Annotated in this window: 18 protein-coding genes; 1 reads left to right on the top strand and 17 read right to left on the bottom strand. The window is 61.9% G+C overall.

All coding sequences use genetic code 11. The annotated features are described in order from the left end of the window. Positions 1-5: 5 nt before the first annotated feature. From hisS to ndk, 5 genes are read right to left on the bottom strand one after another with little or no spacing between them, the layout of a single operon-like run. Complete coding sequence (gene hisS / locus LOL23_RS00800; protein ID WP_160976164.1) at positions 6-1,295, bottom strand: histidine--tRNA ligase; 1,290 nt, start codon at positions 1,293-1,295, stop codon at positions 6-8. A 21-nt stretch (positions 1,296-1,316) separates the two neighbouring features. Then, complete coding sequence (gene ispG, locus LOL23_RS00795; protein ID WP_160976162.1) at positions 1,317-2,618, bottom strand: flavodoxin-dependent (E)-4-hydroxy-3-methylbut-2-enyl-diphosphate synthase; 1,302 nt, start codon at positions 2,616-2,618, stop codon at positions 1,317-1,319. After that, positions 2,611-3,201 (bottom strand): helix-turn-helix domain-containing protein, encoded by a 591-nt coding sequence (locus LOL23_RS00790; RefSeq protein WP_237172988.1) that lies wholly within the window; start codon positions 3,199-3,201, stop codon positions 2,611-2,613. The genes ispG and LOL23_RS00790 overlap by 8 nt, the downstream gene beginning before the upstream one ends. Continuing rightward, on the bottom strand, positions 3,198-4,370 hold the full coding sequence (rlmN, locus tag LOL23_RS00785) for a dual-specificity RNA methyltransferase RlmN (protein WP_160976160.1): 1,173 nt from the start codon (positions 4,368-4,370) through the stop codon (positions 3,198-3,200). Before rlmN ends, LOL23_RS00790 begins: the two co-directional genes overlap by 4 nt. Before the next feature lie 23 nt (positions 4,371-4,393). After that, positions 4,394-4,819 (bottom strand): nucleoside-diphosphate kinase, encoded by a 426-nt coding sequence (ndk, locus tag LOL23_RS00780; RefSeq protein WP_160976158.1) that lies wholly within the window; start codon positions 4,817-4,819, stop codon positions 4,394-4,396. 331 nt (positions 4,820-5,150) lie between these two features. On the opposite strand from ndk, the gene LOL23_RS00775 reads away from it, so the two are divergent. Further along, a complete protein-coding gene (locus LOL23_RS00775; RefSeq protein WP_237172987.1) occupies positions 5,151-8,024 on the top strand; it encodes a valine--tRNA ligase in 2,874 nt (957 codons plus the stop codon). A 46-nt stretch (positions 8,025-8,070) separates the two neighbouring features. Here LOL23_RS00775 and trmD read toward each other — a convergent pair whose 3' ends face one another. The 12 genes from trmD to LOL23_RS00715 all read right to left on the bottom strand — a co-directional run bounded on the left by trmD (position 8,071) and on the right by LOL23_RS00715 (position 21,844). Further along, a complete protein-coding gene (gene trmD, locus LOL23_RS00770; protein ID WP_160976154.1) occupies positions 8,071-8,841 on the bottom strand; it encodes a tRNA (guanosine(37)-N1)-methyltransferase TrmD in 771 nt (256 codons plus the stop codon). A 1-nt stretch (position 8,842) separates the two neighbouring features. Then, on the bottom strand, positions 8,843-9,466 hold the full coding sequence (gene rimM / locus LOL23_RS00765) for a ribosome maturation factor RimM (RefSeq protein WP_160976152.1): 624 nt from the start codon (positions 9,464-9,466) through the stop codon (positions 8,843-8,845). 65 nt (positions 9,467-9,531) lie between these two features. Continuing rightward, positions 9,532-9,786: a 30S ribosomal protein S16 gene (rpsP, locus tag LOL23_RS00760; protein WP_160976150.1), complete on the bottom strand. Its 255-nt coding sequence runs from the start codon at positions 9,784-9,786 to the stop codon at positions 9,532-9,534. 232 nt (positions 9,787-10,018) lie between these two features. After that, positions 10,019-10,270: a sulfurtransferase TusA family protein gene (locus LOL23_RS00755; RefSeq protein WP_160976148.1), complete on the bottom strand. Its 252-nt coding sequence runs from the start codon at positions 10,268-10,270 to the stop codon at positions 10,019-10,021. Positions 10,271-10,284: 14 nt separating this feature from the next. Further along, positions 10,285-12,906 carry an alanine--tRNA ligase gene (gene alaS / locus LOL23_RS00750; protein ID WP_237172986.1) on the bottom strand — a complete coding sequence of 874 codons (2,622 nt, stop codon included), beginning with the start codon at positions 12,904-12,906 and terminating at the stop codon, positions 10,285-10,287. Positions 12,907-12,988: 82 nt separating this feature from the next. After that, positions 12,989-14,017: a prepilin-type N-terminal cleavage/methylation domain-containing protein gene (locus tag LOL23_RS00745; RefSeq protein ID WP_160976144.1), complete on the bottom strand. Its 1,029-nt coding sequence runs from the start codon at positions 14,015-14,017 to the stop codon at positions 12,989-12,991. A gap of 8 nt (positions 14,018-14,025) precedes the next feature. Beyond that, on the bottom strand, positions 14,026-14,586 hold the full coding sequence (locus tag LOL23_RS00740; protein ID WP_160976142.1) for a prepilin-type N-terminal cleavage/methylation domain-containing protein: 561 nt from the start codon (positions 14,584-14,586) through the stop codon (positions 14,026-14,028). A gap of 86 nt (positions 14,587-14,672) precedes the next feature. Then, entirely contained in the window at positions 14,673-15,767 is a 1,095-nt protein-coding gene (locus tag LOL23_RS00735) for a type II secretion system F family protein (protein WP_160976140.1), read from the bottom strand. Between the two features lie 41 nt (positions 15,768-15,808). Further along, positions 15,809-17,503 carry an ATPase, T2SS/T4P/T4SS family gene (locus LOL23_RS00730; protein WP_160976138.1) on the bottom strand — a complete coding sequence of 565 codons (1,695 nt, stop codon included), beginning with the start codon at positions 17,501-17,503 and terminating at the stop codon, positions 15,809-15,811. After that, positions 17,500-18,072, bottom strand: coding sequence for a hypothetical protein (locus LOL23_RS00725; protein WP_237172985.1), 573 nt, complete (start codon positions 18,070-18,072; stop codon positions 17,500-17,502). The genes LOL23_RS00730 and LOL23_RS00725 overlap by 4 nt, the downstream gene beginning before the upstream one ends. A 1,352-nt stretch (positions 18,073-19,424) precedes the next feature. Next, positions 19,425-21,047, bottom strand: coding sequence for a hypothetical protein (locus LOL23_RS00720; protein ID WP_160976131.1), 1,623 nt, complete (start codon positions 21,045-21,047; stop codon positions 19,425-19,427). Then, entirely contained in the window at positions 21,044-21,844 is an 801-nt protein-coding gene (locus LOL23_RS00715; protein ID WP_160976129.1) for a TrbG/VirB9 family P-type conjugative transfer protein, read from the bottom strand. Before LOL23_RS00715 ends, LOL23_RS00720 begins: the two co-directional genes overlap by 4 nt. Positions 21,845-21,890: the final 46 nt, after the last annotated feature.

Here is a 21,890-nt window from a genome sequence, read left to right as displayed (position 1 = left end):
CTTCTTCAGACCCTGTTTTTCAACTCTGTTACCAAACAATCGAGCGGGATGGTTTCTTGCTGTGCCCCGATATGGCCGTCCTGCTCGCGCAGCCACTTGACGCTGGCACTGGCGCTGGCAAGCTCGTTATCGCCAAGTATGACGGCCACGCGCGCACCGCTTGCGTCGGCACGTTTGAACTGTGCCTTGAAGCTGCCCGGACCGGCATGAACAATGACACGCAATCCGGCATCGCGCAAGCTTTCGCCCAATAGCGCAGCACGGCGCTGGGCGGCTTCGCCCTGGTGAACCAGATAGACGTCGCACTCCGGGCGCTCGGCCTGGCCACCGATTTGTTCGCACAGATCGAGCAAGCGCTCCATGCCGATGGCAAAGCCCACGGCCGGCGCAGGCTTGCCGCCCAGCAATTCGATCAGACCATCGTAGCGACCGCCGCCGCATACCGTGCCCTGGGCACCGAGCCGGTCTGTGACCCACTCGAAAACGGTCAGATTGTAGTAATCCAGGCCCCGCACGAGGCGCGGATTGAGCCTGTAAGAAATACCAGCATCCGCTAGGCGCTCGCATACGCCGGCAAAGTGCTCCCGCGACTTTGCACCAAGGAAGTCGAACAGGCGCGGCGCACTGTTGGCCATATCCTGCATCGCGGGATTCTTGGTATCAAGTACGCGAAGCGGATTGGTGTGCATGCGTCGCCGAGCCTCTTCGTCGAGCACGTCGATATGCTTCTGAAGATGTTCGATAAGGGCTGCCCGATGGGCGGCGCGCTCTTCGGCCTGCCCCAGCGAGTTGAGCTCGAGCCGGATGTCTGTGAGCCCAAGCAGCTTCCAGAGCCTGGCCAGCATGACAATGAGTTCGGCATCAATGTCGGGGCCGGCAAAACCCAGGGCCTCGACGTCGATCTGATGGAACTGGCGGTAGCGGCCTCGCTGCGGTTTTTCGTGACGAAACACCGGGCCCATTGCGTAGACGCGATGCGGGCGTTCGTACAGCAGATTGTGCTCGATGGTAGCGCGCACCATGCCGGCCGTGAACTCCGGCCGCATGGTGAGATGCTCGTTGTTGAGCGCATCGGTGAAGGAATACATCTCCTTTTCGACGATATCGGTGACTTCGCCGATGCCGCGCGTAAACAGGCGGGTGTGCTCCAGCACCGGTGTGCGCATATTGCAATAGCCGTAAGCGCCCAGCCACTCCCGGACAGTAGCTTCCAGGCTTTCCCACGCAGCACTGGTGTCGGGGAGCGCGTCTTTCATGCCGGTGATGGCATGAACCTTCTTAAATGTTGATGTCATGGTTACTTGGGTATGCGCGGGCTAGCCGCGACCGGAATACTGCGCTGCGCCGGTGCCGTAGCGGCGTTCGACGTAGTCTTCGACAATGGCCTGGAACTCGACGGCAATGTTGTCGCCCTTGAGTGTAATGGTGCGCTCGCCGTCTATGAAGACCGGGGCCGAGGGAATCTCGCCCGTGCCGGGCAGGCTGATGCCGATGTCCGCGTGCCGGCTTTCGCCCGGCCCGTTGACCACACAACCCATGACAGCGACGTTCATGTTCTCTACCCCTGGATAGCGTGACTTCCAGACAGGCATCTGATCGCGCAGGAAGCGCTGGATGTCATCGGCGAGCTCCTGGAATACGGTGCTGCTGGTGCGCCCGCAACCAGGACAGGCCACAACCATAGGCGTGAAAGCCCGCAGGCCCATGCTCTGGAGGATCTCCTGGGCGACGATTACTTCGCGACGGCGGTCTCCGCCAGGTTCTGGCGTGAGAGAAATGCGGATGGTATCGCCAATGCCCTGCTGCAGCAGCACCGCCAGTGCTGCCGTGGAAGCGACGATCCCTTTGCTGCCCATGCCGGCTTCCGTCAACCCCAGGTGCAGAGGGTAGTCGCAACGGCTGGAAAGGTCTTGATAGACCGTGATCAGGTCTTGCACATGGCTGACTTTGCACGACAGGACGATGCCATTAGGTGACAGGCCGAGCTCTTCGGCGCGGCGCGCGTTGCTGATGGCAGACACAACCAAGGCATCGCGCATGACCGCCTGGGCTTCCCAAGGCTGCGCGCGACGGCCGTTTTCGTCCATCATGCGGGCCATCAGTTCGTGATCCAGGCTGCCCCAGTTGACACCGATGCGCACCGGCTTTTCGTAGCGGCAAGCGATCTCGATCATCTGCGCGAAATTGTCGTCGCGCTTTTTTCCGCCCCCCATATTGCCGGGGTTGATGCGGTACTTGGACAGCGCCTGGGCGCACTCGGGAAATTGCGACAGCAATTTGTGGCCGTTGTAGTGGAAGTCTCCCACCAGCGGCACAGAGATGTTCATCCGATCAAGCTGCTCGCGGATTGCGGGCACCTCGCGCGCCGCTTCGGGCGTATTGACCGTGATACGGACAATTTCAGACCCTGCCAGCGCCAATTCCTTGACCTGTATGGCGGTGGCGATCGGATCCGCCGTATCGGTGTTGGTCATAGACTGCACAACGACCGGCGCGTCACCACCTACCTGGACTTTGCGATCGCCCCAGCGCACGACAACCGGGCGCGTGCGGCGCCGGACGGCGGCACCCACTGGCAACGCTTGCCCTGCCTCGTACGAATTGGAAGTATCAGTCATTTTTCAGCATCTTGAGCCAGTCGAAGACCAGCCATGAATCGGGGATCCAACCTCGCTCCAGCGCATAAAAGCCGATGACAGCCAGAAGAATGAGAATGATCAACAGCCATCCCCATGGACGGGAAACGCTCTCGACTTGCAGCGGAGCATCGACGGCGCCCAGCGGCGCCGCGCGGCTTACGTTTACCGCACGCGGCGCCGTGTCGCCTACCTGAGTGTCGAGCATGGCCAGCAGCGCGTCGATATCGGCGTCCAGGAAACGGCCATAGTTTTTTACAAACCCGCGCAGCGAAACCCCTTGAGGCAGGGCTTCCCAGCGCTCTGCTTCAAGCGCCTCGATCTGGCGGGTGGAAAACTTCAGGCGGGCCGACACTTCACCCACGCTCTGGCCACGCACCTCCCGCAGGCCGCGCAGCGTGGGACCGACGCCATTGCCATCGGGCGCTGAAGACGGCGCGGTGGACGGCACCGAATCGCCACCCGAGGAACCATGGGGCCTCGCCGCATGAGCGGGCATGTCTGAAGGCAACGCCGGACCGGGCCCGGCGCCGTTCGGATCTTCTCTCAGCAAAGGTTGATTCATCCACGCTCCTGATTGATGGCGATAACGGCGCGATCGGGTAGACGCTCGGCAACGCGTGTGCGGTCTTTGACATCACCCGCCAATTGCCCGCAAGCGGCTGCAATATCATCGCCGCGCGTCTTGCGCACTGTAGTGACCACGCCGCCGTCCATCAGGCGTTGAGCAAAAAGCCGAACCCGTGCGGGAGGAGAACGTTTCAGCCCCGACTGCGGGAAAGGATTAAATGGTATCAGGTTGAACTTGCACCGAACCCGGCGCGCGATCTCCAGCAGTTGGTCGGCGTGCTCGTCGGCGTCGTTGATCCCGTCGAGCATGATGTACTCGAAGGTGATGAAGTCGCGCGGCGCGTGCTCGAGATAGCGATTACAGGCGTCGAGCAGTTCGGCAAGAGGATGCTTGCGGTTAAGCGGCACCAAGCGGTCGCGCAGGGTGTCATTGGGCGCGTGCAGCGACACCGCGAGCGCCACGGGGCAGTCACGGCTGAGACGGTCCATCATGGGCACCACACCCGAAGTGGAAACAGTGACGCGCCGCCGCGACAGGCCATAGGCATTGTCGTCGAGCATCAGGCGCAAAGCGCCCAGCACCTGGTCGTAATTGAGCAGCGGCTCGCCCATGCCCATCATCACGACGTTGCTGATGACGCGGTCGGGCGCCTCGGCGCTGGCCTCGCCGATGCGGGCGCCCGCGCGCTCGGCCTCGACCGCGCGGCGCGCATACCAGAGTTGCCCGATGATCTCGGCCGTTGTGAGGTTACGGTTGAAACCCTGATACCCCGTGGAACAAAACGGGCACGCCACCGTGCAGCCGGCTTGACTGGAAATGCACAGCGTGCCGCGGTCGTCTTCGGGGATAAAGACCGCTTCGACCGCGTTGTTGCGGCCGACATCGAACAGCCATTTGCGGGTGCCGTCGGAAGAGCGTTGCTCAGTGACGACGGCGGGCGCGTGAATCGCGCAATGCGCAGATAGCTGCTCACGGAAGACGCGCGCAAGATCCGTCATGTCGTTGAACGAATCGACCCCACGCTGGTGTATCCAGCGCTGGAGTTGCTTGGCACGAAACGGCTTGCCGCCCCACTGGCCGACCAGGTCGGCCAACGCGGGGGCATCCATGCCAAGCAGATTGATGAGTTCGGCCTTGGCCGGAACGACGGTGGGACCTTGCATTGCGTCTTGCCTATAGCGCCGGATCAGCGGCTGTGGATGTTGCTTTCGGGGAAGAAGAAAGCAATTTCCACGGCAGCGGTCTCGGGCGCGTCGGAACCGTGCACTGCGTTGGCGTCGATACTGTCAGCGAAATCGGCGCGGATGGTGCCCTTCTCGGCCTTCTTGGGATCGGTGGCGCCCATCAGGTCGCGGTTTTTCTGGATGGCACTCTCACCTTCGAGCACTTGCACGAACACGGGACCCGACACCATGAAATCGACCAGATCCTTGTAGAAGGGACGCGCTTTGTGTACTGCATAGAAACGCTCGGCTTCGTCGCGCGAGAGCTGCTGCAAACGGGCCGCCACGACCTTCAGGCCGGCCTGCTCGAAGCGGGCGACGATTTGGCCGATTACGTTCTTGGCGACGGCATCGGGCTTGATGATGGATAGGGTGCGTTCAATTGCCATGAAAATTTCCAGAAAAGAAAGGTTTGTTCCTGCCCCGGGCACAAGACCGGGCAACGCCAACGGCGCCCGCCCGGCCCCGCGAAAAGGCTCAGACCAAGGGTTGCCGAAATGGTTTCTTCAATAAAAACAACAACTTCGGTAAAGTTTATGTTAACCGGGCATTTTAACACGCCCATGCGCTGTCACTCCATCATAAAATAGAGGATTCGCATTTGGGGGCGCGCCGCCACGCATGCGAGGCGCACCGCCCTCGCCGCGCGCCGCCGCAGCCCGCCTTGCGCACGCTTTCACTGCCCGCACCGCCCGTATCGCACGAGTTTATTTCACCGCCATGACCTCATCCCCCGCATCAATCAGCACCGACCAACTCTCCAAAAGCTTTGAACCGCAGGAACTTGAATCCCGCTGGTACGCGCAATGGGAGCAGCACGGCTATTTCAAGGGCGGCAAACATGTCGCCTCGTCAGGCCGCGACAGCAGCCAACCCTTCGTCATTCAGTTCCCTCCGCCCAATGTCACCGGTACGCTGCACATGGGCCATGCCTTCAATCAAACCGTAATGGACGGGCTGGTGCGCTATCACCGCATGTGCGGCCACGACACGGTGTTCATACCCGGCACCGACCACGCGGGCATCGCCACGCAAATCGTGGTCGAGCGCCAGCTCGACGCACAGAACATCTCGCGCCACGACCTGGGGCGCGAAAAATTCCTTGAAAAAGTATGGGAATGGAAAGAACAATCGGGTAGCGCCATCACACAGCAATTCCGTCGCCTGGGCTCCTCGTGCGACTGGGAGCGCGAGTACTTCACCATGGACGGCAACCTGTCCCGGGGCGTGTCCGAGGTTTTCGTGCGCCTGTATGAGCAAGGCCTGATCTACCGCGGCAAGCGCCTGGTGAACTGGGACCCTGTGCTGGGCACCGCAGTGTCCGACCTCGAAGTGGTCAGCGAGGAAGAAGACGGCTTCATGTGGGAAATCCGCTATCCACTGGCTGAACCGGCGGGCGGGATCACGCACCTGGTCGTTGCCACCACACGCCCCGAAACCATGCTGGGTGACGTGGCTGTCATGGTGCACCCGGAAGACGAGCGCTATGCCCATCTGATCGGACATGATGTGGTGCTGCCGCTAGTGGGGCGCCGCATCCCCGTTATCGCCGACGACTATGTCGATCGTGAATTCGGCACGGGTGTCGTAAAGGTGACTCCTGCGCACGATTTCAACGACTACGCCGTAGGCCAGCGCCACAACCTGGACATGATCAGCATCCTGACGCTGGACGCCAAGGTGTCCAGCGAAGCCCCTGAAGCCTACCGCGGCATGGACCGCTTCGACGCGCGCAAGCAGATCGTGGCCGACCTGGACGCACAAGGCCTGCTGCAAAGTATCAAACCTCACAAACTCATGGTGCCGCGCGGCGATCGCACCAATACCGTGATCGAACCCATGCTCACTGATCAATGGTTCGTGGCCATGAGCAAGCCCGCGCCGGCCGGCACCCTCCATCCTGGCAAGAGCATTACGGATGTGGCGCTTGAGGCGGTAGCCGACGGGCGCGTCAAGTTCTACCCTGAAAACTGGACCACCACCTACAACCAGTGGCTCGAGAAGATCCAGGACTGGTGTATTTCACGCCAGCTCTGGTGGGGCCATCAGATTCCCGCGTGGTACGCTGAAGACGGCCAGGTATTCGTTGCCCGCACCGAAGAAGAAGCCCGCGTCAGGGCTGATGCCGCCGGCGTCAAAGGCCCGCTGACCCGCGACCCGGATGTCCTGGACACTTGGTTCTCGTCTGCACTTGTGCCGTTCACCGATTTGGGCTGGCCCGAGCAAACACCCGACCTGGCGCGCTACCTGCCATCCAGCGTGCTGGTCACAGGTTTCGACATTATTTTCTTCTGGGTTGCTCGCATGGTCATGATGAGCATGCACATGACCGGCCAAGTACCCTTCCGCAGTGTCTACGTGCACGGCCTGGTGTGCGACATGGACGGCAAGAAGATGAGCAAGTCCAAGGGCAATACCATCGATCCGGTCGACCTGATCGACGGCATAGGTCTGGACGCGCTCCTCGATAAACGCACCACGGGCCTGATGAATCCCAAGCAAGCCGCCAGCATCCGCAAGAAAACCGCCAAAGACTACCCCGACGGTTTTCCCGCCTACGGCACCGATGCGCTGCGCTTCACCATGGCTGCCTACGCCACACTGGGCCGCAACATCAACTTCGACCTCAAGCGCTGCGAAGGCTACCGCAACTTCTGCAACAAGCTGTGGAACGCCACGCGCTTCGTGCTGATGAATACCGAAGGGCATGCGCTCTCGTCGGATACCCTCTACGTCGACGGCCAAAACGTGCAGGCTGAACTCTCCTTCGCCGACCGCTGGATCATCAGCCAACTGCAACGGCTGGAGCAGGACGTCGACCGAGGCTTCGCCGATTATCGGTTCGACAACATCGCCAATGCCATCTACCACTTCGTATGGGACGAATACTGCGACTGGTACGTGGAAATGGCCAAAACGCAGTTGCAAAACGGCACACCAGCCCAGCAGCTTGGTACCCGGCGCACCCTTATTCGCGTGCTGGAAGCCGTATTGCGCCTTGCACATCCAATCATCCCTTTCATCACCGAAGAACTCTGGCAGAAGGTTTCCGTCGTAGCTGGCGTACGCGATGCCGACACCGTGATCAGCATTTCCATACAGCCCTATCCGATGGCAGATGCTACACGCATCGACGAGCAGGCCGAAGCCCAGGTCGCCGAGCTCAAGGCCCAGGTCGATGTCGTCAGGGCACTGCGCGGTGAAATGAGTATCTCGCCCGCCCAGCGCGTGCCACTTGTGGCCCAGGGCGATAGCAGCGTGCTGGCAGCCAACAGCATCTACCTCATGGCACTGGCCAAGCTTTCAGGGGTCGATGTCGTCACGCAGCTTCCCGATCTGGGCGCGCCGGTCCAGGTCGTCGGCACAACCCAGCTCATGCTGAAAGTCGAGATCGACAAAGATGCTGAACGCGCCCGCTTGGGCAAAGAGGTTGAACGGCTGGAGCGTGAAATCGCCAAGGCGCAGAGCAAACTGGGCAACGCCAGCTTTATCGAGCGTGCTCCTGCCGCGGTGATCGATCAGGAAAAAACCCGCGTGGTTCAGTTCGGCGAAACACTTGAGAAAGTCAAAGCGCAATTGGCACGCCTGGTTTGAAGGGGCCGCCCGCCCTGCGGCGGGCGCTGTGCCTGCCGGCCACGGCTTAGGCCTGGCCGGCCTCCCGCCGCAGGGCGGCGAGATAATTTTCGTCAGCCTTTGACAGCAGCCCAGAAGCGCGGGCATGCTCGATAAGATCCGGACGACGCGCCGCCGTCAATGCCAGCGACTGCTGGCGCCGCCAAACTGCGATATTGGCATGATGGCCCGACAGCAGCGGCGTGGGCACCGATACGCCCTGGTATACCTCGGGGCGCGTGTAATGGGGGCTGTCGAGTAAGCCCGTAAGCGCAGTATTGAAAGAATCCTGGGGCGCGGAGCCAGCATCGTTGAGCGCGCCCGGCAGAAGCCGCACGGCAGCATCAATGATGGCCAGCGCGGCGATTTCCCCCCCGGATAACACGAAATCCCCCAGGGAAATCTCATGCGTGACGCGCCGGTCAATGAAGCGTTGGTCGATGCCTTCGTAACGGCCACATACAATGACAGCCCCTGGACTTGCGGCGAATTCTTGCGCCATGCTTTGGTCGAAGCGCTGACCTGTAGGGCTCATCAGGATGACAGGTGGCGGCTCGGCGGCGCCGCGCGCGACCAGCGCAGCATCGACTGAATGCTCGAGGGGTTCGGCCAGCATGACCATGCCCGGCCCGCCACCGTAGGGGCGGTCGTCTACCGTGCGATGGACGTCGTGCGTGAAATCACGCGGATTCCAGAGATGCAGAGACCACAGCGCCTGCCGGTGGGCGCGACCCGTGACACCGAGATCCCGGACCACGGAGAACATGTCCGGAAACAAGGTGATGACATCAAATCGCATATCACCACTCGACCGGCCAATTGCTGTCGAGCCGCTTGCCAGCGATGTCGACGGTGTGCACATGCGCCGCCACAAAGGGCACCAGCACTTCGACAGACCTGCCCTTGCTGTTGAGGACAGGCTGCGCGAGGCCCGAGGCGTCGAGGCTTTGCCTTGCCACCTGCAACACCGCATGAGCGCCGTTATCGACCACATCTTGCACCACACCGATGAGTGCAGGCGCACCCTGGTGCTCGCCATACAGGCTGCAGCCGATGAGATCAACCCAGTAATATTCGTCTGGCGCGGAAGCGGGAAAATTGGCGCGCGGGACCCAAACGGTATGAGCCTTCAGCGCATCAGCCATGTCACGGTCGTTGACCAGGCCTAATTGCGCCACAACCGTTGCGCCATGCTTGCGGGATGCCAGCACCGGATAAGCCCGCGCAATAGGCAAAGCGCCAACATCCCCAGGAAGGATGGGCGCTCTTAACCACCAGACTCGCGCAGTGAGCAGGGCATCGCCGCCTGCTGCGTGCGGCTGTATCTTGACCCACCCCTGCACACCATAGGCGGACGCAACACGCCCCAGCTCTACCAGATCTTCTGGCGTGGTGCCAAGGGGTGCGTCGACGCTGCTGGGCATACGGGTGGGCCAGACACAAACGCGCCCTGCCGCGGGCAGGCTACGCGCTGTGGCGCAAAATGCGCTCAGGCAGCGGCTTGGGCGGAAACCTGCTTGACCAGGCGCGCAACGGCGGGCGACAGCTGGGCGCCGTTTTCGGTCCAGTACTGGACGCGATCCATTGCCAGACGCAGGCTTTCTGCGCCTTCAGCCGCCACGGGATTGTAAAAACCCACGCGCTCGATGAAGCGGCCATCGCGGCGATTACGCGAATCGGCTGCCACAACGTTATAAAACGGACGCTTTTTCGAGCCGCCACGGGCCAGACGAATCACAACCATGGTAATCCTTTGAAAATACGGTGAAAAACAAGAGATTCTAGCACTATTTGGCAGGCACCGGCAAACCCTTTGCCGCTTTTGGCCGCTGTACGGGGCAAAAAGCGACAGGCACCGGCAAGAAGGCCAGCAGCCGGCCCGCTCTTGACGACGCATGGCCACGCGAATATATGTCGCGTTGGCGTCACCCCGGCACCTGCACCGAACCCGCCCGCCCTGGCGAGCGCCCCTTGCCCTAGCGGCGGCGCAGGTAATGCGCCGTGTACTCGCCTTCGTCTATTTGTGCTTCCAGCGCATTGCCGGTCTGCCGCGAGAAAGCTTCGAAATCCTGCACGGCATGCGTGTCAGTGGTCAGCACCCGCAGAATTTCCCCGCTTTCCAGCTGTGCCAAAGCCTTCTTGGCGCGCAGTATGGGCAGCGGGCACTTCAACCCGCGGGCATCGACCTCCAGGTCGAAGGCTGGCGTGAAATCAACGGGAGTGGCCATATTATGCTCCGGACTCAGGCCAGGCGTTCGCTGACCCAGCCCTGCACGCTTTCTATTGCCGCTGGCAGAGCTTGGGCATCGGATCCGCCGCCCATGGCCATGTCTGGACGGCCGCCCCCCTTTCCACCAACCTGCGCGGCCACCATACCGACCAGTTCGCCGGCCTTCACCTTGCCAGTGAGATCGGACGTAACGCCGGCCACGATGCTGATCTTGTCGTCGGCGACAGTGGCAAGCAGCACCACGGCGGACTTGAGCTTATCTTTGAGCTGATCGACCATGCCGCGCAGCGCCTTGGGATCGGCGCCGCCGACATTGGCCACCAGCAGCCGCGCGTCACCGGGCAGCGCAATGGCGCGAGACGCAAGATCACTGCCTGCGGACGCGGCGAGCTTGCTCTTGACCTGGTCGAGGTCACGCTCGAGGGCCTTCAGTTGGCCCTGCAACTGAGCGATGCGATCAACCAAATCCGCCGGCTGGGTGCGCAGCAGGCCCGCGGCACGCAGCAGCACCTCATTGGTTTCCTGCACCCAACGCACGGCGTTATCGCCCGTGATGGCTTCAACGCGGCGTACGCCTGCGGCCACACCGCTTTCAGCCACAATCTTGAACAGGCCGATGTCGCCGGTGCGGGCAACGTGGGTGCCCCCACACAGCTCGCGCGAGAAACCGATATCCAGAACACGGACGGTATCGCCGTATTTTTCGCCAAACAGTGCCATAGCGCCGCCTTGTACCGCTTCATCATAGGTCATGACGCGGGCCGCGGCTGCATGATTGGACAGCACCTCATCGTTGACGATGCGCTCGACTTCGGCGATTTGCGTCGGTGTCATAGGCGCATCATGGGCGAAGTCGAAACGGGTTTTATCTGCATCGACCAAAGAGCCGCGCTGCTGGACATGCCCGCCCAAGACTTCGCGCAACGCCTTATGCATCAGGTGCGTCGCGGAGTGATTACGTACCGTGCGGGCACGCCGTGTGGCGTCGACACGCGCATCCAGCGTATCGCCCAAATTGAGTGAACCGCTTTCGAGGTGGCCATGGTGGCCAAATACATTGCTTTGAATCTTTTGCGTGTCGTGTACGGTGAAGTGAGCGCCGCCACCTTCGAGCACACCCATGTCGCCTACCTGACCACCGGACTCGGCATAGAAAGGCGTAGCATCCAGCACAACGATAGCGTCCTGCCCCGCATGAATGCTGCCAACCGAGGTGCCATCGACGTAAAGCGCGGTAACCTTGCCCAGCCCCTGGAGATGCTCGTAGCCATCGAAGCGCGTTTCAACACCGCTGTAGGAAAGGTTGCCAGCAGTCTTGAACTTGCCCGCCGCCCTGGCCTGCTGACGCTGATGCGCCATGGCGGCCTCGAAGCCCGCGTGATCTACCTGTACATCGCGTTCGCGGCAGATATCCGCGGTAAGGTCGACCGGGAAGCCATAGGTGTCGTACAGCGTGAACAGCGTTTGGCCATCAAGTGTGCCGTTTTCAGGCACCTGCGCCAGCGCGGCATCAAGAATCTTGATACCGTGCTCAAGGGTCTCGCTGAACCGTTCTTCTTCCTGGCGCAAAACTTGCTCGACACGGAACTGCTGCACGGCGAGCTCGGGATAGGCGTCACCCATCTGTGCCACGAGATCGCCCACCAGGCGATGAAAGAACAGGCCCGATTGGCCCAGCTTGTGGCCATGCCGCAGTGCGCGACGCACAATGCGGCGCAGCACATAGCCTCGCCCCTCATTGCTCGGTATCACGCCATCCACGACGAGGAAGCTGCAGGCACGGATATGGTCGGCGATTACCTTGAGCGAATTATTGGAAAGGTCGGACACACCGGTTTCGCGTGCGGCGGCCTTGATCAACGCCTGGAACAGGTCGATCTCGTAGTTGGAATGCACATGCTGCAGCACCGCCGCGATGCGCTCGAGACCCATGCCCGTATCGACGCATGGACGCGGCAGCGGCATCATGTTGCCCTGGGCATCGCGCTCGAATTGCATGAAAACCAGATTCCAGATTTCGATGAAACGATCACCGTCTTCCTCGGGCGAGCCCGGAGGGCCTCCCCAGATTTCAGGGCCGTGATCATAGAAAATCTCGGAACAGGGGCCGCAGGGGCCGGTATCGGCCATCTGCCAGAAGTTGTCAGACGCATAACGCGCACCCTTGTTGTCGCCAATGCGGATGATGCGCTCGCGGGGCACGCCGATCTCATTGGCCCAGATGTCGTAGGCTTCGTCGTCTTCGTGGTACACCGTGACGGTAAGCTTGTCGGCAGGCAGGCCGTACACCTTGGTGAGCAGTTCCCAGGCGTAGCGGATGGCATCGTGCTTGAAGTAGTCGCCAAAGCTGAAATTGCCCAACATCTCGAAGAAAGTGTGATGCCGCGCGGTATAGCCGACGTTTTCGAGGTCGTTGTGCTTTCCGCCGGCACGCACACAGCGCTGCGACGTAGTGGCACGACTGTAGGGGCGGCTGTCCTTGCCCGTGAATACGTCCTTGAACTGCACCATCCCCGCATTGGTGAAGAGCAGCGTGGGATCGTTGCCCGGCACCAGGGAAGACGAAGGGACGAGCTGATGGCCCTTCGACTCGAAGAAAGACAGAAACTTCTGACGTATTTCGGAGGTTTTCATTGGAGAAAAACACGAGATAAAAAGGTAACTGTTAATTATAGGGTGTCTTTGCCGACGTGTTGTGCAATGTGGCTGCGCGCCATCAATTTACGCAGATGAAATGGCTAATGCGGCCTCGCTGCAAGAGATTAGGGGGATCCTCGCCGACCTTGATCGCTTTCTGGCCCGGCAGGCAGGCGCAGGTTCCGGTATTGACATTGGCAGTGGACTGACCCGCATGCGTTTTGCAGCCAGTTACCGAATTGATTGAATAACTGCCACCGGGCGCCGCAGCGACGCCCAACGCAGTCCAACTGCCGCCCTGGCACGCCAGCAGGCTTTTATGCGGCTGCACCGCCAGCGCTAATGCGCCGTCGACATTGCAAGCCTGGCCTGGCGCCCTCCTCGCGCCGATCCGAACATATCCCTCCACAGCCAAATTGGCACCGGCGCGAATATCACCGCTTACAGTCATCGCACCCTGAAGCTGCGGGTCCCGGCGATCACCGATATGCACCACTTGCGCTGTACGCAAAGTATCGTCCGCCAGCATGGCAACCGTCCCGGGCGGCAATGCGGCACCCGGCCAAGGAGGATTGGGCAGAGTGAACAGGGGGCCGCGCAACTGCGACGACGCCCCCGGGCTTACCCAGCCGCCCGCACCCGCCGCTTCCAGCAACCACTGCGACACAGCGCGCTCATCAACCCTACCCCGCTCTCGTACAAAAGGCTGGGCACTGTATACAAGCGCATTGGGGCGGCACGCATGGCCGGGGCACAGGCCGCGGCGCACCACACGTATATGGGCGCCAGCTCCCATCGCGACGGTGAGCGGCAACCCCTCCGCAAGCAGCCCGGCGCGCTTGAGCTCCGCCGGCGTCGGTGTGCGCCAATCCGCGTAGCCTTCATGCTGCAAGGCGGCTGGCACATTGGCAAGGCTGAGTTCGGGCCCATGCCGGGCAAGGTAACGGCCGGCCGCGTCGCGCACGGCCAACATCCAGCGAGCGGCGGCGCGCGCGCCCGCATCGTCCATGTTATCGACGAGTGTGCTCACCCCCCACACTGCGATAAGGGTGGCCACCATTGTCGCCAGCAGAAGTTCAAGCAGTGCGAAACCCCGTTGCGCGTGCATACCAGTCCCTAAGCCAACGTGAACACAAAGGTATTGACACTGCCGCGGCCGCATAGGCCGCGCACCAGTATCGGACTGTATGGCGTAGTCTGGTTCTTGACCACTGCGAGCGCCTGTCTGTCGTTGCCGACAGCAACAACGGAGGCGAGGCGTTGCAGGACCGTTGCAATGCCTGGGCATGCGACATGGCTGACGCCGGACAGAGTGATGGTGAGCAACGCCCCGTCAGTGGACGCCGCCACCTGGACTTCTCCACCGTCTCCCAGGCCATGCAGCACACGCGGCGCTCCTCTGTCGCCCGCCACCGTCAGCACGCCAGACTCGCGCGCCGTTTCTGCCAAAGCAACGGTATTTACGCCACGATAAGGAAACTGCCCCGCCACCTGGCCGTTGATGCGCACTTGCATGATAAAACGAGCAAGTTCCTCGCCAACGCGCGGAACCTTGCTCTCGACAATATAGTTGCCAATGACAGGAATCCCGATCACGGCGATCAACAGAATCACCGCGCTGACAATGGAGATCTCAAGCAGCGAGAAGCCGCGCTGGGAAGCTGAATGTGATGCCATAAACACCTCTGGAAAGGAATGCCGGCGCGCAGCGGCCGCGCCGGCGATTGGAAACCGTGGCTGATGCTGCCAGCGAAATGCGCCAACTACTGGTCGGCGTAAAGCAGCAAAAGCGCGCGACGAAGTTCGTCGATGACCGCGTAATGCCACACGCCGAGCCCCAGCATGCAGAACAACACCCCAAGCAACAGGCCCCAGCGCAAGCGCAGCGCGTGCCGGCCAGCAGCCGAAAGCAGTTGTTCGCGCAGGCGGCCCGCGCCCAGTGGGAGGCCCGCGCCGAGCCCGCGTGCCGTGATGAGGTCTGCGAGAAACCAATAGTGTTCTTGTGCCAGCAAGCCCGTATCGAAGCTGGCGGCGCCCGTATGGCCTGCCTCGATACGGGCCAGCATGCGCTCGATCTGAGACGACAACCACGGTGTAGCGCCGGTACCCAAGGCTTGCAGCGCCGTCCGCAACCGCGTGGGGCCACCTTCACCCTGCCCCAGCAGAATGCTCAGAAGGCCAAACAGGCGCAGGCTCTGATACTGGCGGTACAGACGCCATGGACCGAGACGGTCCAGCCGAACCCGCACACCACACACGAGGTTGGGCAGTGACCAGATCATGAATGCCCATGCGCCGGTCGCAGTTACGAGCGCCGCCAGCCAGCCTGCCCGCACCCATTCGGCCAAACGTGTCAACGCGTGCGTCAGTTCACCGTAGTACGCCGGCGGCAGGGCCGAGAACGCATGCAACAGCCGGGGCGTGGTCCACCAGGCGACAGCGAGCAACATCGCCGTCAGCAACATCATTGCAACACCAGCCGAACAAAGCGAGCCAACGTAGATGTCACGTATCCTGCGCATCAGGTCGCAGTCCGCCGAGAGAGCCTTGAACGCATCGATCAGCGCATCGCTTCCGGCGGCCTGGAGCACCCGCAGCGCGGCGCGCTCATCCTGCGGGAAGCTGCCCTGCCAGGTGATATACAGATCGCCGCCGCTGGCCTCATAGGCGCGCATCCAGTGCGCAGACAGCCTTCCGCGCACGGTCGTTGCCCCGTGGCGCGCGGCATCCTGGGCAAATATGGCGCGCAGGGTTCGCGCACCACGCTGCCCCGAAAGCAAAGCGCCAAGGTAATCGCAGTAATCCCCGCGCTTGGCGCGCATATGGCGGTTATCACGCCACAGCCTAATGCCTTGCATGAAGGAACGGCCGCCTCGGGCTGAGATTGGTGGAACAATGTTCATGATGCAGCCCGGTGATCGTCCGACACAGCCGCACGCCGCCGTATTGTTTCAAAGGCATGGAATCGGCATTCGATGTCGCGCAGATCAATTTCGCCTTGCAATGCCTTGCCCACCGCGCACGCCATGGCATCGGGACGGGGATGCCGATCCAGGCATGGTTCCATGACCTCGGCGGCCAGCGTTCGGCCGTTATAGCCGTATAGTTCAGGCAGGTTGCCCGCCCGACAGCGATCGCAGCCTTCGGCGTTGCGGATGCGCGTGATATGAACGCGCTCACCATACAACCCTGCCAATACGTTGAGCCATGCACGCCACTGGGCGCCATCGCGCCAGCCACCACCGGGATGCGCTCCCCCGTTTATAGTCAGTGACTGGACAGGCAGGGAACAATGTGGACATAGCGCAGGCAGCAAGGCCTGATAGACAAGCAGCTTGAGCACACCTGGAGTGGCCAGGAAGCTCTTCGGGATCGCGATGAAATCCGACGCGAGGCGAGCCGGTATCAGTGCGGCGCTGGGCGCATGCACGGTGGTATAGAGATTGACACCCGAGATAGCCAGATCCATAAACGCCCGACCCGTTTCAATATCACGTACTTCGCCCAGCAATACATCGCTCATGGCGGATCGTTTCACCGCTCGCAGCTTGGCGGCATAGGCATCGTGCGCGACCTCGTCAAGGTTGCGCACGATGGCATTCTGAATAGCGCCCGGAATAAGATATTCGACAGGATCCTCGAGCGTCAGGACTTTGCGGTGCGCAGCCAAGCCACTTACCAGCGCCGCCAGGCTTGTCGACTTTCCCGAACCGACAGTACCTGCAAACACGACCGCGCCGCCCTGCGACAGCAGTGCGCGCTCGATCTGGGCGCACTGTGCCGGCAAGTAGCCCAACTGTGCCAACCCACTGTTCGCAACGGCGAGGTCGCGCGTGAGGATGCGCAGGCAGACGCTGGCGCCGGCTTCCGCCGCCATGGATGCCCAGCGCAGGAGATACAGCGCACCATCGATCGACATCTGCAGTGACCCCTGCTGCTCTCGCAGAGGATCGAAGACCGCGCCGCTGCCACCCCGCACATCCATCCATGCCACAGCCAGCATGTCGCGAAGCATGGCTGTGGACAGGCAGCGCGAGCGTTCCGGCGCCACATAATGGCCAGCAATCGTGTAACGGACTTCAGAATTCGGCTCGCGATCACGCAAGTTGAAGTGGATATCGCTGGCCTTGTGGCGGACACCCCATGCAATCAGATCGTGAAACGCGGCAGCTAGTGCGGTACTCGACTGCCGTTCACCGGTATCAGCGCCTGCAGGCGCATCACCCACGGCGCACTGGCCGCGGCTGAGCGCCAGCAGCAGGGGCGCAGTGACCGCATAACGTGGTGGAGATGCCGCTCTATGCCCCCGCAGAACTATCCGGCGCGCCAACGCATCAGCCTGATCGCCGCCAACATGGGCTGCAAGCGAAAAAATGGCAACGCTGCCGTCTTCCATAAGCGCCGGCACCATTCTGCCAGCCAATGCAGCGACATCGAAGGTGTCGGTGAGTATCCGGATTACCCCTGGCCGCAACGCCTGCACTTCATCTCTGTGATGCAGGGCCACAGCCGCAGCGGCGTCGAAACGCAGCGACAGCCTTGCGGGGGCCTGGGCCCGCAAGCGATTCAGTGGCGAAAACAATAACGCCTTCATGGTTGCTCCGAAGGCCGCTGGAGTTCGGGATGCAGGCATAGCGTAACGGGACGCTCCCCGCGAGCAAGCCGCACGCATGAATCGCTCATCCCCTGCAAGGTATAAACGGCTTCAAGGGGCGCGTCGGCGCCGTGCAACGCAAGCCGAGCTTGCGCAAGCGGCTGCGCGCGGCCTTGACGATACAGATGCGGCCGTCCATCGATCAGAACCTGTGCAGTCATCCGTTTGCCGAATCCGTAAATGCCGACCAGCACCAAGGCATCGTCCGCCGCTTCGCCGCGCGCATCGCTCTGCGTCGCGTGAGGCGCAAACTGATCGGCGGGCTGCAATCGGGTTGATGCCTCTTCGGTCTCCATACGCATTAGTTCACGTACGGACTGTTGTTCCTGAAGCCATTGATCTCGTATGGACGGAACCGCCGCGGGCTGGGCCGCGACCGGCACGGCAGCCGCGAGAACAAAGAACATAAAGCCTGAGGCAGCGCGCTCAACGCGCCTGGACGTAGCCAGACGGATTCGCTGGCGGCCTCTCTTCAGGCGCAGGCGTGGAAGATATCGTTGAGGCTTCATAGACAGTTCCTTCGAGCGTGACGTGCAGACGGCTGTTGCGCAGGCCCGGCATCGCCGCGGGTTGATGGCGCAGCGTGGCGCGATGCCAAGCAATGTGGCTTTCATGAGGGAGTAGGAGTGCGAGCGATCGCAGTGGCCCGGCGAGATGCAACGACCGCGGGACCATTGCGCCGCCTGCCGCACCCTGGGGCGATGCACGGATCATGGCCTCACCACCAGACCCCAAATCCAGTGAGCTGAACGCCGGTGCGATTTCCTGCAGTGCGCTTTGAAGCTGAACGGGCGCTGCAGCAACCTTATTGACTCCAGGGATCCAGGCACGCTCCGGCTCTGCAGTCCAGCTTGCCTTCGCCTCGTCAAGAGAAGGGAAACTCACTGACCACCCTGGTAATCCGTTGCGGACAAACGAGGCGCTGGTGCCCAGCGGCCTGCGGTCGTAAGCCGCCGTGCAATGCCACTGCATCATAGAAGCGTCAGATGCGGAAACTGCAGCGCAATCGACATGATTGAACACCCAACCCGCATGAACGACTGGCAGCCTTTGCAGCATGACCAGCAAGGGCTCCAGGAAGGCAGCGCCTGGCTGCCGCAGCGCCAAGCCTTGGGTTGAAGCGTGCATCGGCGGACTAGTAGTGTATTGACTCACACCCAACGGGGGCGACGAGAATGCACCCATGCGGTCTGGCAAGTAGATGGCGAACGCAAACGCCAATAGAAACACCAGGATCGCCCGATGTGGCCAGGCACGCCGGGCTGGCGCCGGTTGGAGCTGACTTGCCGGGCCAATGGCCCGTCGAAGCTGTTGGATATCAGGGCAGGCTGAAGGCCCGCCGCAAGGTGCACCCCCAAGCGCCGGATAGGCCAGACGTAGATCAGCGACCGCTTGTTCGGCGTCCCCACGGCACGTAAACAAGCGGTCGGCACGCGTAATGACAGCACCTTCGTGCACTCCTGCCAGCCAAAACACACCGTCTTCCAGCTGCATGACAAACGCCTGGGAGCCGGTGGGAAGTAAGCCAGCCAGCGCCTGCGCCGCCGAATACATTGGCAGCCTGGCCCGCGTCGATCCCCGCTGTATATACCGATTGATACGCAGGCAAAGCCCCTTTCCGCGCCTCAGAGAATATGATGTGCCATGGGCCGGCGACGGATAGGTAGCAAGGCGTGCCAGCCCAACTGTGCCCGCGCCATAAGCACCTGGAACGGTGTGAGTGGCATGGTGCTCACGGGCAAGACGCCGCAACGAGCTTTCGGGCGTGGCATCCAATGTGGCGAACCATTGGATGCCAAATACCAGGCCAGGCTGGCCCGGCGCCATTAACACCAGGGGTTGTGTCGTGGACATATCTGGGTCAGCCTTCTTCCAATTGTGCCGTGACGATGACGATCGTGGTGACATGGCGATCCGCGACTTTGTTTTCCCCGCCCAGCGCCATCGGCAAGCCCGGATTGAGCCGCCGGCCGCTGGTTTCGTGCCTGACCTGATCAAACCCTGCGATCAACGCCGGTTGACCCGGCCGTACCGCCAACTGCTGCACAATGCCATTGCCGTCAATCGTGATCTGTTGCAATTGAAGAGGATGATCCTTATCGCCCAGCGCCACAGAACGCAGTGGCTGTGCGACCGTGCTGTCGTAGGCGATCGACAGTAGAATCTGTCCATCCTCCTGCGCGTCGGGCACGATGGTCAGCAGAGAGCCAACTGTTTGCTCGGATTGGCTGACGGACACTTTAGGCACCGCATTGCCATGGATGGCGCCCACGGATAGCGTTTCAACCTTGTCGATATAAGAGAAGGTTGTACGTACCGCGTGGGTAACGGGGCGCCTGTTGAGCGTAAGCACCGGAAACCGGCTTCGGCGCACCACATGGCCCACTTCTGACACCGCACGGACAATGGCTTCGGAGCCGCCGTATGCACCTTGCGCCGCATGGGCCACCAACCCGGCCGCCCCTGCCCGGCCTGCACCCACGCCCGGCGTTGCGGCGCTGAGTGCCGCTTGCGCGGAAGAAAACACGACGCTCCAGTCAAGGCCAGCCTCTGCGTTGTCGTGTGCCTGCACGGCTAGCTCTTCGAACACCAGCCGAACACGTCGCGTCAGGCCACGGTTTTCCTGATCGATAAAAGCCGCGATCCGGTCCAGCACGTCAGGGGTGTCTGTGACGACAATTGCGCCAGCCGCGCCTGGTTCGGCCACCAGCACACCCGAGCGGGTCAGAAATGGTTCGATACGAGCGCGCACTGTAGCCAACGCATCGTGGGCGCCGCTTTCGAGACGGGTGCGGGACGCACCAACAAAACCACCAGGAGTGCCATTGCCCGCGACGCCCATGGATGCTTCGACACTGGCATTCAGCGCCAGGGCTCGGACGATGTAGGTTCGTGTCTCGGTGCGATAAAACTCGATGCGCGCGTTGCGATAGCGCCAGCGCACATTCAAGCGGGCAGCGAGCCGATCGAGCACGTGCGCCAGCGGCTCGGGCGCTCCGTCCAGCTTGGCATGCATGGCGGCTGGAACTGTGGTGGCGCTGCCGCCCGAGCCGGCTTCCGCGAGGCGCGGCATGAACGCCTGAGGCGGCAGCAATGCTTCGGCCTGCACGTTCGCGGCAATGCCGGTTGCCACTGTAATGCGGCGCGCAATTTCTGTGAGATCGAGTGGACCGTCTGAAAACAGCAGCGCCGTATTGACATCGGCCCGCAGCGCCGGCGGCAGGACAATGTCACGCGCCAATGGCTGCGGACGCCCTGCGATCCAGGGGCGGGCGACATCCTGAGCGGCCTCGCGCCGAGCCGAGTCATGCACGGTGCGCTCGAAATCCTGGCGCATTGACGATGCCTGTTCGCCCGCTTTATGAAAAGCCGATATGGCTTTGTTTATGCGGTTGGACAGGACGCAGCCGGATACGGCGGCTGCCAGGGCGGCGCAGCATACGCCTCTGACAAGAAGGGGAAAAAAGCCGCGGCTGATAGTCATGATTGCGCCCCTTTGGCAGCGGCGCGATCGCACGGCTGCGCATAGGCAACAATGCGCAATACCTGATTGGCATAGAAGCAGGGCTGTAGGGGACGTTCGGCCATTTCGGTCGTCGCAATCAGATCGCGCACCGCCGATTTGAACTCGGCATCGAAACTGGCACTCCCGGTAATGGGGATATCCACCTCCACCGCCCAATGTTCGGGCCGGAAGGTCCATCCCGCCAGCCCAGCCCAGCGTACAAGCGCAAGCCGAAAATTGCGATCATCGGGGGTAACGCGGAAAGCCACGGATGGCACGGCCTCCGGGGATACGGCCGCAGACGGGGCATTATCACGGACCGTGCCAGCAGAGCCAGGGCCCAAACTGGCCGGACCCGCCGCCGGGGCTTGGTTTACCGTCAGTGCGGCGGCAGTGGGCGATGCCCCATCCGACCGCCGCAGCATTGGCGCACCCCCATCGATATCAGCTATAGGGCCGGACGCGTTTGTGGCCGTCGCCGTGTGGGCAAGCGGCGCCTCGGGCGCGTGCTGCCTGCGGCGCACGTATGCAACGAGGTGGCCGCCGCGCAGGATGATCTCTGGCCAGTAGGCAGGCAGGACGGCGTAAGCACCTTCGATAGCTGGCGATATAGGTTGATCACCAGCCGCTGTGCGGGCAAATATCGCGGGCAAGGGTTGGCCTGGCGCAAACTGCAGCCAGACGCGCCGCCCGTCATCAAAAACCTGCAATGGCGCAACCGCACGGTTGCCCGAAAGATGCCAATCGAAGCTGAATGCCGCGCCAGGCTGGAGCATGGTGGGCGCCGCAGGCGACGCATTTCGGAGGGCACCGTGCGCATGC

It is taken from the genome of Paracandidimonas lactea (assembly GCF_021653995.1).
Lineage (GTDB): Bacteria > Pseudomonadota > Gammaproteobacteria > Burkholderiales > Burkholderiaceae_B > Allopusillimonas > Allopusillimonas lactea.
This window is presented reverse-complemented; position numbering and strand designations above follow the sequence as displayed.

Excerpts from the sequence above, each read along its gene's own strand:
- LOL23_RS00735 (WP_160976140.1), bottom strand. The coding sequence starts at position 15,767 with ATGCAAGGCATTAGGCTGTGGCGTGATAACCGCCATATGCGCGCCAAG.
- LOL23_RS00790 (WP_237172988.1), bottom strand. The coding sequence starts at position 3,201 with ATGAATCAACCTTTGCTGAGAGAAGATCCGAACGGCGCCGGGCCCGGT.
- hisS (WP_160976164.1), bottom strand. The coding sequence starts at position 1,295 with ATGACATCAACATTTAAGAAGGTTCATGCCATCACCGGCATGAAAGAC.
- ndk (WP_160976158.1), bottom strand. The coding sequence starts at position 4,819 with ATGGCAATTGAACGCACCCTATCCATCATCAAGCCCGATGCCGTCGCC.
- rpsP (WP_160976150.1), bottom strand. The coding sequence starts at position 9,786 with ATGGTTGTGATTCGTCTGGCCCGTGGCGGCTCGAAAAAGCGTCCGTTT.
- LOL23_RS00730 (WP_160976138.1), bottom strand. The coding sequence starts at position 17,503 with ATGAAGGCGTTATTGTTTTCGCCACTGAATCGCTTGCGGGCCCAGGCC.
- LOL23_RS00715 (WP_160976129.1), bottom strand. The coding sequence starts at position 21,844 with ATGCTCCAGCCTGGCGCGGCATTCAGCTTCGATTGGCATCTTTCGGGC.
- LOL23_RS00755 (WP_160976148.1), bottom strand. The coding sequence starts at position 10,270 with ATGGCCACTCCCGTTGATTTCACGCCAGCCTTCGACCTGGAGGTCGAT.
- alaS (WP_237172986.1), bottom strand. The coding sequence starts at position 12,906 with ATGAAAACCTCCGAAATACGTCAGAAGTTTCTGTCTTTCTTCGAGTCG.
- rimM (WP_160976152.1), bottom strand. The coding sequence starts at position 9,466 with ATGCCCAGCAGCGTCGACGCACCCCTTGGCACCACGCCAGAAGATCTG.
- LOL23_RS00740 (WP_160976142.1), bottom strand. The coding sequence starts at position 14,586 with ATGGCATCACATTCAGCTTCCCAGCGCGGCTTCTCGCTGCTTGAGATC.
- LOL23_RS00775 (WP_237172987.1), top strand. The coding sequence starts at position 5,151 with ATGACCTCATCCCCCGCATCAATCAGCACCGACCAACTCTCCAAAAGC.
- LOL23_RS00745 (WP_160976144.1), bottom strand. The coding sequence starts at position 14,017 with ATGCACGCGCAACGGGGTTTCGCACTGCTTGAACTTCTGCTGGCGACA.
- rlmN (WP_160976160.1), bottom strand. The coding sequence starts at position 4,370 with ATGCAAGGTCCCACCGTCGTTCCGGCCAAGGCCGAACTCATCAATCTG.
- LOL23_RS00725 (WP_237172985.1), bottom strand. The coding sequence starts at position 18,072 with ATGAAGCCTCAACGATATCTTCCACGCCTGCGCCTGAAGAGAGGCCGC.
- ispG (WP_160976162.1), bottom strand. The coding sequence starts at position 2,618 with ATGACTGATACTTCCAATTCGTACGAGGCAGGGCAAGCGTTGCCAGTG.
- LOL23_RS00720 (WP_160976131.1), bottom strand. The coding sequence starts at position 21,047 with ATGACTATCAGCCGCGGCTTTTTTCCCCTTCTTGTCAGAGGCGTATGC.
- trmD (WP_160976154.1), bottom strand. The coding sequence starts at position 8,841 with ATGCGATTTGATGTCATCACCTTGTTTCCGGACATGTTCTCCGTGGTC.